This window comes from Vibrio thalassae, assembly GCF_900089835.1.
In the GTDB taxonomy this organism is placed as follows: domain Bacteria; phylum Pseudomonadota; class Gammaproteobacteria; order Enterobacterales; family Vibrionaceae; genus Vibrio; species Vibrio thalassae.
Genome location: NZ_OANU01000041.1, coordinates 30204 through 43803, shown reverse-complemented (window position 1 = coordinate 43803; position 13600 = coordinate 30204). Strand labels below are relative to the sequence as shown.

At 46.0% G+C, this 13600-nt stretch carries 3 protein-coding genes; 2 read left to right on the top strand and 1 reads right to left on the bottom strand.

The features are described from left to right. On the top strand, nt 1–139 hold a 139-nt coding region (locus tag VTH8203_RS13025; RefSeq protein ID WP_244181154.1), incomplete at its 5' end, for an ATP-binding protein. A 215-nt stretch (nt 140–354) separates the two neighbouring features. Next, nucleotides 355–1572 carry a serine/threonine transporter SstT gene (gene sstT / locus VTH8203_RS13020; protein ID WP_096994065.1) on the top strand — a complete coding sequence of 406 codons (1218 nt, stop codon included), beginning with the start codon at nt 355–357 and terminating at the stop codon, nt 1570–1572. A gap of 76 nt (nt 1573–1648) precedes the next feature. On the opposite strand, the gene VTH8203_RS13015 is transcribed toward sstT, so the two are convergent. After that, entirely contained in the window at nt 1649–13309 is an 11661-nt protein-coding gene (locus VTH8203_RS13015) for a VCBS domain-containing protein (RefSeq protein ID WP_096994064.1), read from the bottom strand. Between the last annotated feature and the right edge of the window lie 291 nt (nt 13310–13600).

Below are 13600 nucleotides of genomic sequence, written 5' to 3'. Positions count from 1 at the left end.
AACGGCGGCATTACTGGATAGGCTTCTTCATCACTCGCACATCGTACAAATCAGTGGAGAAAGCTACCGATTACGAGGAAAGAAGGCGGCTGGAACCATACCAACAGTTCTAGAAAATCTATCTGAAAGTAAAAATTAATTACTTGGGTGGGTCAGTTTTACTTCGGCGATAACGTCGATAAGTGGGTCAATTTTAAACTGGCGTTGACAACATTAGTTTGCTTGGATACTATAAAACCCGCAATCACACTTTTTTACACAATAAAACCACCCAATCTGCATCGGATTGTCCTATTTACAGATACAAACGACCATGCGGCATTAGGGTAGTGATCACATTTACAGGGATAAAAAATGCAAAGTTCTAGCTTGTTAGCTCGCTATGCTAATGGAAATTTGGTTCTCCAAATCTTAGCGGGTATCGTTTTTGGTGTTATCCTCGCAATAGCCTCTCCTTCAACAGCTCAAACTTTTGGAATGCTGGGTAGTTTGTTTGTTGGAGCTCTAAAAGCTGTTGCCCCAATTTTAGTGTTCATTCTTGTCGCCGCTTCTATTGCTAACCAAAAGAAAAATCAAACCACCCATATGCGCCCAATCGTGGTGCTGTACCTCATAGGTACATTTTCAGCATCTCTTACAGCCGTTGTATTGAGCTTCCTTTTCCCGACCGAACTCGCACTAGCGTCTGGCGCGGAAGGTGCAACACCACCTCAAGGCATTGCTGAAGTTCTAAATACGCTTCTATTTCAACTGGTAGACAATCCCGTTCATGCGCTAATGAACGCTAACTATATTGGCATTCTCGCGTGGGCTATTGGTCTTGGTTTGGCGCTCCATCACGCATCTGATACCACAAAAGCAGTGTTTGAAGATCTCAGCCATGGTGTTTCTCAGATCGTACGCTTTATTATTCGCCTTGCGCCTTTTGGTATCTTTGGTCTTGTAGCAAATACGTTTGCGACCACTGGTTTCTCAGCATTAGCAGGCTACGCACACTTGCTCATTGTCCTTCTGTCAGCAATGGCAATTATCGCATTAATTATGAACCCTCTTGTCGTTTACATAAAAACGAAAGAAAACCCATACCCGCTGGTATTCCAATGCCTACGTGAAAGTGGTGTCACGGCTTTCTTCACTCGTTCAAGTGCTGCAAACATTCCAGTTAACATGGCGCTATGTGAAAAGCTGGAGCTTGATGAAGACACGTACTCTGTGTCTATCCCTCTGGGTGCTACGATTAACATGGCAGGCGCAGCCATCACGATTACAGTCCTCACACTGGCCGCTGCGCATACTATGGGAATCCAAGTTGACCTTCTCACTGCACTACTACTTAGTATTGTTGCGGCTATCTCTGCATGTGGCGCGTCCGGTGTCGCAGGGGGCTCTCTACTGCTCATCCCGCTAGCGTGTGGTCTGTTTGGCATTTCAAATGATATCGCGATGCAGGTTGTTGCGGTGGGCTTTATTATCGGGGTTATTCAAGATTCAGCAGAAACCGCCCTAAACAGTTCAACCGATGTCGTATTTACTGCTGCGGTCTGTAAAGCCGAACAAAACAAGCTAAGTTAATCATTGACAATGTTCTAAGCTGAAAAACAAAGGGCTGCGCAAATGCGCAGCCCTTTTCGTTCGATACTACCCCGCTTTACGGATCGACTTTAATAATATTCAATTGGTCTAACTGATTGAGCAGCTCCGACTGATGATTACCTTGATCCGTCATCACATTAGAATCTGCAATACCCAAGTCATTCCAACCGATACCTTGTAATGTAATATCCGTTTGTTCACCATTATTAGTCACACTGATGGTTGTTGTAGGATCAGTATCGTCATCTGGATCGTCCGTAACGGTAATAGTGATATTAGCTAGTAAATCACCTAAGTTGTCGTGCTCAGGCAACAAATCGGAAATATCCAACTTATCATCGCCAATGTGAAAATCCGTGACGGTCTGTTCAGCAGGACTTGCTGTCGTTCCAGCGCTATCCTCTGTAAACAAGAACAGATCGAAGCCATCTCCGCCAGTGAGGATATCATTTCCGCCACCACCATAAATAACGTCACTTTCAGCCGTACCGATTAAGGTTTCAGAAGCGTCCGTACCAATGCGAATTTGATCAGGTAAAGTAAGCTGTTCAGATTGATGCAGCGCTAAGGTGACTTCGGTTGGTGTCATGCTATCCACTTCCATCTGTGAGACACCAAGTAAAGCGGTCAGCGTGACACCCTCCAAAACAATAGATTGGAGTACGGTACCGCTATCGTGGATCTCAATGACCGTATCACCCGATTCCTCTTTCACACTCAATTGGTCTGTTAACTGCTGATCGGCTTTAAAGTCCACCGCCGTCAAATCGACCACATCGTGTTTCACGCTTGGATCTGTCGCGGCAAAGTCTCGGACATCGAAGTCTTTGATGGTATCCGTTCCCGCAAGGTTTGCCGTTTCCCAACGGAACGAGTCTTGTGAATCATTATCCGCAGTGATGCCACCACTCGCTGGAATAGAATTACCAAATAGCCATTCATCATCCACCGTGGCGGTCAAGATATCGTCAAGAGCACTATCGCCTCGTTGTCCTTGATTACCCGTTACCGTGATGGTGATCGGCTGTACGCTGTCTCCACCTGCCGCGCTATCAGTCGCTTCGATATAGAAGGTTTCAGTCGCAGTTTGATCGCCTGCCAGTGCGTTACTGCTGCCTGCAAGCAACACATATGCCCATACGCCTGTTGCGATATTAAAAGTCAGTGTCCCATACTGCCCTGTCGCAGTGTAGGTATCACCGTTCAATACGCCATTGCGCAGTGAACGAGTAATGACTGAGCTATCCACATCAACAATGTTCACCGTACCGCTCATAGAATCTGTCACGCCTTCTTGAACGCCTTTAGCAAAGTCACCGCTAATGGTTGGGGCGTCATTCGTGCCTTGAATGGTCACTTTAACCGTTGAAACTGTGCCATCGATTGTGGTAACGGCAAACGTCTCCTCAATACTCTGACCGACATTCAAATAGTCGAAGGATTGGTTTGCAACAAATGTCCACTCACCATTGGCATCAATACTAAACGTACCGTATGTACCTTGATGATTGCTTTGAACCGTAAACGTATCATCTGAATTATCCACATCGGTCGAATTGAGGTTACCCGTCATCTGTAAAGGGGCATCTGTTTCAACTTGCGTTTGCGAATCAGACGTCACCATCGCTGCGTCATTGCGTCCTTCCACTGTTACTTCAATTGTCTGTTTAATGGCATCGCCTTGTGCCACACCACCAACCATACTCTCTATGAACAGATCAAAGTTTTCGGTTACCGGACCATCATTTAGGCTATCTGCTTTCGATTGATCCAGTACGTATTCCCACTTAACGCTATCTGGAGTATCACCTGCAACAAGCTTAAGCGTGCCATAGGTACCCTGAATTTCAGTCACCATGCCAGTTCCACTCAAACTGTAGCTGTGGGTATCATTTTGGTCGGCATCTTCAATAGTGACCACACCAGTCGCAACCCCTGATTCCGCTCCCGTAGGGTCTTCGTGCACGGTTCCGGTCGCAACCGTATTTGCCGCGACAACGCTTGGAGCATCGTTCGTACCGGTAACTTGGAAGTTAACCGTAATCGTATCTAAAGCACCATGTTCATCCGTCACTTTCACCTGATAACTCAATGGGCTAGATAAGGTTTCACCTGCTGATAAATAGTCGAAATCACCAGTCAGATTAAAGGTCCAAGCTCCAGTCACAGGATCGACCGTCAGTTCACCTCGAGGGTCCCCCGAGACCACTTGCCAATGATGACTATCTGCTACATTCATTGTATCAATGTCACCAGAATCGAACTGACCCGTAAGTTGCGTTGTCGTGTTCTCTATAGCCATCTGCTCACCAATATCAACAATCTGCGGCGCATCATTGGTGCCAACGATGGTGATAGTAATGATATGCTCATTAGACTCTTCGGTTGCCGTCACGCCTGAACTGTCTGTCGCGACCACGCTAACCTGAATCGTTTTGGTCTGTCCTTTGGCTAGAGCTTTGATCTCTGGGTTGTTTTTATCGACTACAAACTTCCAATTACCCTTGTTATCAACAGTAAATGTCCCAAGGTTTGAGTCCTGCTTCACAGAGAAGGTATGCGTGTCGCCAATGTCGACATCAGATACCGTCACTTTACCCGCAGCCGTACTGCCTAACGTATCGCTAACCGAGCCGGACGCTGAACCAGAAACGGATGGCTGGTCATTGGATCCTGTGACCATCACTTCTACTATTTGGGTCACCTCCGCACCAAATTTATCCGTCGCCCGGATAGTAAACTCTTCTGTTACCGTTACGCCTTCACCTAGAGATTGAACATGCGACTGGTCGTTAAAGAGCACGTATTTCCATGTGTTGGTCACTGGATCAACCACAAAGTTGCCGTAAGTACCGTTTAGGTTTGCTGGGACGAGAGTAACCACATCGCTCGCATCCACATCATCCAAATAAATTGGCTTGGTCACCGAGATTTCCGAACCACTTAAGACGTCTTCTTTTACTGAGCCGTCGTCGGTCGTCATCGTCGGCGCTTGGTTATCACCTTTAATGTTGATTGTCAGTGTCTGTGTCGCCGTTTCACCTTTGGGGTCGGTGACAGTGACAGTCCAAGTTTGTTCAATACTTTCATCGGCAGCTAACGCCAGAATATCTGGGTTGGTAGGGTCGACAACAAAAGACCATGTCCCATTCGCGTTAAAGGTTAACGTCCCGTAATCAGAGTTGACGTTGTCTTCTGCAATCGTCCATGTGTGATGGCCACGATCCTGCGTATCCACATCATTGATCGTTAGTCGACCTGCAATCGTTTGGTCTGAGTCGTCAGCGACTATGGTTTCTTCAACATGAGCTTGAAGCGTCGGAGCATCGTTTTGTCCATGGATATTAACCACGATTTCTACTGTCTTAGGTAAGCCATTTTCATCAACCACGGTTTTTCCGTATTGGTCAACGGCATATACCTCAAACGTATCTTCCCGAACCTGACCTTCCTGCAGTGACTGTACTGCACGACTATCATTATCAAGCGTAAAGGCCCAAGAGCCATCTTGAGAAACAGTAATACTGCCGTAGGTACCTTGACCGTCAACCAACGTCCAACTAATTTGACTGCCCAACCCAATGCTAGGGTCAAGCGAAAGTGGACCGCCACTTATCACTACCTCTTCAGCGCCTGTCCCTAACTCGCCAGACTCGCCATTGTCTTCAGTTGCAGTGATAGTCTCTACGACGATTTTAGTGTCACCTTGGTAAGAGTCTTCAGCCGAGCCAATGATTTTGATTTTCACTTCACGCGTATCTGATGCCGTACTCGCCCCTTCATTTACATCGGTATCAGTAACCCTAACAACAAATGTATCAAATACCTCTTCTCCCGCAGGTATGTCGACTCCAGGCTTAAGAATGTATGTCCACTCCCCTGTATCAGGGTTAATGCTAAGAGTTCCGTATTGACCAACCGAATTACCATCAATTCCCCATACATGAGTATCGCCCAAGTCAGGATCATCTACGCCAAGAAGACCAGACATCGATGTGGTTACATCTTCTGTCGCTTCCCCTAACAAGATGGTGTCGTTCTGAGGGTGCGTGCTGTCTGTCTCGTAGGTTATTTCAGGCTTATCTGCTTTGCCTTCAATCGTAACGGTGACCTCGACGTAATTGCCATTTTCATCAATGACGCGCCACGTTTCTGTTGCCGTTTGACCTTCTTCTAAACCTTGTGTAAAAGGTGAATCATTATTCAGAACATAAGTCCACTTACCATTACTGGCTTCTAGATGACCATAGATTCCACCATTTATTGGATTGGTAGTCAGCACACCTTGTAATGGGTTACTCGCATCAGAGTCATTATCCGTATCCGTTAGTTTATCGTCTTCAATGACATTTAATTGTGAATCGTCGACTTTAGCACCCGAACCACCATCGCCACCATTACCGCTTGGATCATGCTGGCCGATAACGTCAATAACCACAGGGATCCGTTCCGATACACCACCATTATTGTCTGTGGCTATCACATAGAAAATTTCCTGTGCAGTTTGCCCAACTTGTAGATCTTGAGTTGCTTTTTTTGTGTTATCAATTACATAGGTCCACTTTCCATTATTATCTAACGTCAAAGTGCCGTATTGGCCGACACCAGAAGACTCAATAGACCAGGCGTGAATCGAACTATTGTTATCAACATCGGTCGCAACTAATTGACCTTCAACACGAGTCAAGTCAACACCAAAGACATCCTTAGTCCCATCCTCAACGACTGTACCTGTCGATTCACCATGAATCACTGGTACATCGTTTCGACCTTCGATGGTTATTGTGATGTCTTGAGTGATGGTTGCACCATTTTTGTCTTTAGCAACAACGGTAAAAACTTCTGTTTGTGTCTCACCTTCTGCCAACGCTTGAAGCAAGTCATTCTTCGGGGTGAACTCCCAGTTACCATCCTTATCAATCGACAAGTCGCCGCGCAATCCGGTATACACACTATGTGTTTGCCCATCGGCAATAACAAACTCTGCAGAATCGCCATTATCTAAGTCGGTCAGTACCGCTTGACCAGTTACTGGCGTGAGATCGTCACTCGGATCATCCGTTCCGTTATCTTCAACGAACGTCCCAGAGACATCACCACTCACCGTTGGAGCATCATTTTGTCCTTCAATACGGATGGTGACCGTCTCTGTTGATTTTTCCCCATGACTGTCAGTCACGGTGACTTCAAAGGTATCAGTGACCACCTGACCCGGTTTTAATGCTTTAATTTCTGCTAATTTACTCGGTTGGTCGTAAGTGAACGTCCACTGACCATCTGAGCCAAGCGTCAGTGTACCGTACTCACCACGGCCATTATTTGGATCGGTGAGAGCCCATATATGTGTGTCGTCAGCGTCAACATCCCCAGGGCTTAGCAAACCTGTTGCGGTATTTTGCCCAGCTTCAATCGCATCTTCAGAGATGGAACCAACGGTCGCTCCAGTGATATTTGGCGCATCATTTTCACCTTCGATAACAATCTTGATTTCTTGTATCGATTCAACACCGTATTTATCTCTAACACGAATCTGGATGGTATCACCACCAGGTAATATGTCTCCCTTGTCAAGCGAGTCTACATCTGGATGGTTGTTATTGAGTACATAAGTCCAAGTGCCCGTCGCTTCATCAATGGTAAAGCTGCCGTATTGACCGTTTTGGATTACGCTCCAAGACACCAGCTCACCCTGATCAGGGTCGCCACCACCGATAACATTGTTATCTAGCTGATCTTGCGTCGGTATACCCGCAATGATAGTTCCGCTTAAGGCTGCGCCATCTTCTATAACGGTATATTCAGGTTTAACAACAATTTCTGGCTCACTATTGGTACCCGCAACGGATACCGTAACAGTAGCCGTATCTGTTAAACCGCCAGCATCGGTGACAACCACTTGGAACGTATCTGTTACCGTCATACCAGGAGGAATGGAACGAGTAGCAAGAGAATCACTGTCAAGCTCGTAGGTCCACTTGCCATTCTCGTCAACGGACAGCTGTCCATAGATACCCGTTGCTTTCCCATTCACCGGATTTTCGCCTTGAACTTGCCAAGTGTGAGTATCGGTGGAATCGACATCAGAAACTGCCAGGTTGCCCGTTGCCACTTCACGCCCAGGAGTATCTTCGATAACGCTTCCGGTTGTAGCACCTGATAATTCTGGTGCATCATTCGTTCCAGAAATATTGATGGTAATGGTTTGGGTCGCCGTACTATCCGATTGACCTGAGTCATCTTTAACTGTCACAGTAAAAGTCTCTGTCAAGGCTGCGTCGCCTGGTCTAAGTGCTTGTACTGAAGGATTATTGTTGTTTAGAACGTAGGTCCACTCACCTGTATCGGGATCAATTGAGATAGTGCCATATTGGCCCTTTGGTGTGTTCAAAGACCAAGTATGGTCGTCACCGGCGTCTACATCCCCATCGGTAAGCGTGCCCGTCACGGTAATATCTTGAGTAGCATCGTTATTAGGATGAACGTCCTCAGTGACTGCGCCAGACAAATCACCGCCAATAATAGGCCTGTCATTGTCACCGTGTATGGTTATCGTAATATCTTTGGTGTTCGTCGCTGCATACTTATCGGTTAACGTAATTGAGAAAGACTCTTTTACTATCGCATCATGCGGTAACGCATCCACTGCTGCTTTTTGTGCCTCCGTTACACCAAGCGTGTATGTCCACTCACCATTTTGGTCAAGTACAAGAGAGCCATATGTTCCGACACCCGAATTCGCATCGTTGATTTGCCAACTTTCCGTTTCATTTAAATCTGGGTCGCCCGTCGACAAATCATGTGTAACGCTCTGTCCGTAACCGTTAACTTCATAGAGTTCGGCTGTGCGAGTGCCCGTGATTTCAGGGGCATCATTGGTACCAATAACATCAATATTGACGTCAAATACTTTCGTGGCAGTACCATCGGTCACTTGTATTTGAAAAACATGTTCGCCATTTTCAGAGCCTGATGGGTACAATACCCCTTGCTCAAGTTTTTCAGCCGAGTCCTTGTCAAGTGAGTAGGTCCACTTCCCATTTTGATCTACGGTGAGAGTACCAAGGTTTCCATTTGGATTGAGGACTGTCCATGTAAACTGGTCGTCGATATCTATATCTGAAACAGCAATCACACCATCTTCAACGGTGTGAAGATCTTCCGTCAAAGTTGCTGAACTATCACCATTCAATGTAAAAGTATCATTGGTGCCTTCAACAGTAATCGTGATGTTTTGAGTGCGAGTTCCACCATTTCCGTCATCGACTTGAACCGTAAATACTTCTTTTTCTATTTGACCTTCCGATAAAGAATCGGCTTTATCGTTGTCCAGAATGTACTTCCAAGTACCTGAATTTGGATCAATCGTAAACGAACCATACTTCCCTTCTGAAGACCCAAGTAAAGACCATTCGTGAGTGTCTGAGGTATCTTTATCTTTTGGATTTAAATCACCGGTAGTGCTCACTTCACTATTGATACTTTCAGCATTTTCCTTAACACTCCCAGCCTTATCACCTTTAATACTTGGTCTATCGTTGGTACCCGTAATAATGATAGTAATCACTTCAGAAGTAGATCCATCCGCAGAATAAACACGGAATGACTCCTGCATAGTTTCGTCTACTGCTAGGCTTTGAATGGCTTTGAGTTTGGTGTCAACTTTGTAGTCCCAATCACCTTGTGCGTTAATAGTGAGCGTACCTAGCGTTGAGCCAATAGATTCAACGTTAGTATTGAAGTGACTTTCATTAGCATCAATATCTACAATTCTTAATGAGCCACCATCTGTGATGAATTTTGTTCCACCTTCATTAGTGATCTGTCGGTCTTCTACCACATCCCCAGTATTTGTTCCCGATATAGTAGGCTTATCGTTAGTACCATGAATCGTGACTTCAATGGTCTCGGTTTTGGAGCCATCAATTGAAGTCACGGTGAAACGTTCTATGCGCGTTTCACCTTCACCTAACTCTCGTACTCCTGGAAGAGAATTCGATACTTGATAAGACCAGTCACCGTCTTCAGTGATCGTCAAAGTACCTAAAGGTTGCTGCCCATGATCATTCACTACTTTGGTTACCGCGGTGCTGAATTTGTTTTCACCGGCATCCTTATCACTAATACTCAGCGACAGGTTGTCGCCTGCGATTAGAAGCCCAGTGTCAACATTGGTGTCTTCTGTAACCGTATCGGTCGTTGGACCGGTTATAACAGTTTCGTCCTCAGTACCATGAATCGTAACGGCAATCGTATGTACCGTCCCATCTGCCGACGTTACAGTAAATTCTTCAATACGTTGATCGCCTACATCCAAGGCTTGCACCGCGTCTAGCGAATTGTCTAAGGTATATGTCCACGTACCATCCGCCTGGATGCTCAATGTACCCCATGTGGTCCCCACTGGTATCGCGTCGCCAGCTTGAAAGACCTCTTCTCCCGCATCTTCGTCTGTAATGACCAGTTTATCTGTGGCCACCAAATTGCCACTGCTATTGGCACCAACATCTTCTGTCACAGAGCCTGAGGCACCCTTAACGATGGCAGGGGCTCCGTCTACACCAGTAATAGTCACAACAATGTTCTGCGTTACTGAGCCATCAATTGACGTCACCTGGAAGACTTCTTCGCGTGTGACGCCCTCTCCCAACTCTTGAACACCCTCCAGTGAGTTGTCGACGCTATAATGCCAATTACCATTGGCATCAATAGTCAGGGTACCCAACGGCGATTGGTCGTCACTGTTAGTAAGTCTCGTGACCGTTGTACTGAATAAAGCTTCACCTGTATCAAGGTCTGTAATCGAGAGCGCGCCAGAGTCCGTCAAGATGCCTGCCGTATCTTCTATAACCGCGCCAGGCTCGTAGTTACTGATAATCGTTGGATCTTCTGTCCCATTAATCGTCACATCAATTTGGTGCTGAGTGCCATCCGCTGACGTCACAATAAACGACTCTGTCAGACTGGTATTCACGTCCAATGCTTGAATCTGAGCTAGGCCGTTATCGACTTTATAGGTCCATTCTCCAGCCGCATTGATGCTCAACGAACCCAAGGTGGTTCCCACTGGCGTGGCGACACCTGCATTAAAGACTTCTTCACCAGCGTCATCATCAGAAATCACCAGAGTATTCTGAGCGACGATATTGCCATCACCATCAACCATGACATCTTCTTGTGCGAGCACAGAGTCACCTGATGTAATGGTGGGAACATCATTTACCCCATGAATCGTGACCACAATGTTATGCGGTGTCCCGTCTTCACTCAGTACTTGGAACGTCTCTGTTAGTGTCTCACCCTCGCCAAGCGATTGAACCGCAGAGTTTGTGTTATCGACTTCATAACTCCAAGCACCGCTCGCGGTGATCGTCAATGAGCCTACTACCGTTCCTACCGGCGTTACCCTTGTTTGGAACTTAGCCTCACCAGCGTCTACGTCCGAAATAGTGAGTTGACCGTTATCTGTTAGTCGGTTCGCCGACTGAACATTAAAATCTTCGGTCACACTGCCAACATCATCACCAGCAATAATAGGGGCATCATTAGTCCCTTGAATCGTGACTTCAATGGTCTCGGTTTTGGAGCCATCAATTGAAGTCACGGTGAAACGTTCTATGCGCGTTTCACCTTCACCTAACTCTTGTACTCCTGGAAGAGAATTCGATACTTGATAAGACCAGTCACCGTCTTCGGTGATCGTCAAAGTACCTAATGGTTGCTGCCCATGATCATTCGCTACTTTGGTTACCACGGTGCTGAATTTGTTTTCACCAGCATCCTTATCACTAATACTCAGTGACAGGTTGTCGCCTGCGATTAGAAGCCCAGTGTCAACATTGGTGTCTTCTTTAACCGTATCTGTCGTTGGACCGGTTATGACAGTTTCGTCCTCGGTACCATGAATCGTAACGGCAATCGTATGTACCGTCCCATCTGCCGACGTTACAGTAAATTCTTCAATACGTTGATCGCCCACATCCAAGGCTTGCACCGCGTCTAGCGAATTGTCTAAGGTATACGTCCACGTACCATCTGCCTGAATACTTAAGGTACCCCAATTAGCGCCTACAGGTGTTGCCACCCCTGCATTGAATACCTCCTCACCAGCGTCGACATCCCTGATGACTAATTTATCGGTAGCCACTAAGTTGTCTGAAGAGTTGGCATCAAAATCTTCAGTTAGTGTACCTGTTGAACCACTTACAATAGTCGGTAAATCATTGGTGCCGGTGATAGTAATCGTGAGTGTATCTGAACTGACTGCACCAAACTCGTCAGTTACAACAACAGGAAAAGTAATGTCTATTGAATCGCCGGCATTTAACGTTTGAGTCGCTGTCGCAGTATTATCAAGAGTAAAAGTCCACTGCCCATCTTCTTGGAGAACCAGTTTTCCATATTCACTGTTTCCATTTTGAACTGAGAATTTAAGTTGCGACCCTGCATCAATATCTTCTGCTTGCAACGTCCCTTGAGCTACAGGAGAACCCGCTTCGGTATTACCGGCAGCATCATGACCAGCTTCAACAACTGAGCCTGTATTCTCACTACTTGCAGAAAACTCTGGCTTATCATTCGTTCCGGTAATAGTGATAACAATCGTATCTGTCACCTGCGCGCCTTTGTCATCGGTAACCAAAACGGTGAACTCAGAAGTCACCGTTTGGCCTTCAGCTAAAGCTTGTGTGGCAGCGGAGTCGTTATCTAGGGTATAGACCCATTCACCAGTCTGACTATCCATCGAAATGGAACCATACTGATCTGATGGATTGGCGACAGAATAAGCAAGGACAGCGTCGGTATCGTTGTCTGTCGCCAATACTTGACCAATGGCGGTGTCGTTTCCTGCATCGACATCTCCGTTATCAAAATGACCTGACTCATCAACACTACCCTCTCCTAGCTCTACAATGACTGGGATGTCGTTAATAGGGTTTATGGTGATCGTTACGCCACCTGATTGAACCGAGTTGATTTCACCACGACCATCATCAACGGTATAAGTAAACTGACCCGCATCCTCACCTACGGTATATTCCATCGGCGCATCAAATTGCAGACCTTCGAACTCGGCTTGTGTGAGTTGCTGACCCACTTTTACTGGCGTGCCGTCAGCAAGCGTTAAGGTACCTAGTTTAGGGATCTCAGTAACGATCAGTGTGAGTGGATCGCCATTTGGGTCGGTGGGAAAGTCTAGATTCAACTCACCATTTTGCGATTCTTCGTCGTAATTACGTGAATCAAAAACAGTAACTGGTGCGGCGTTAGAAAATATATCTAAGAGTGTGTTGGTTTGAGTATTATTAAGGCTTCTAGGATCTAAACCTGTGGTTTCAAAGAAGGTTGCTGCCAGAACTTCTGGGGTTATTGCTTCAACAGTCGCGGCATCAGATATGCTGGAGCTAATACCATCACCAGCGGCCGTCGCTTGGTCATCGTTTTGGGTAGGGTCTTCACCAGATTCAATTTGGACAATGATGTCAAGAGCATCTTGGTCACCAAGTAACTGACTTGAACTTGTGCCTTGGCTAGGTACATCCACTTGGGCTATCTTGACGCCATCTAATTCATTACTGGGTTGATTAGCTACGTGTTCCAACACAACATCTCCAGGTCGAGGATCAACCCCTTCTGGTAAAACGACCAATTTCCCTTGTGAATCAAGAACTAATGTCCCAGTGACATTCGCAAGTCCCACTAATGCAGCTATACCCATGATGAGCTCCTTTAAAACCGACCACTTTCTGGCTAAAGTTGTTTTTGATTATGCAAACTTGATTAGATAATCAACGATTCAATATCACTTTCACACTCAAAACATTATAGGTTTGTTAATCAACACTTCTAGTTTTGATAGATTTGTAAATATCAGAAATATCTCATTTAATAAACCGAATTTAGCACTAAATTACGAAATGTCTCAAAAACGAAATATGGATGCGGGATAGGGGGGTTGCCGAACCTCACTTTCGTGCAGTTCAACCCTATAAAGGTAAGAGTTTGTATA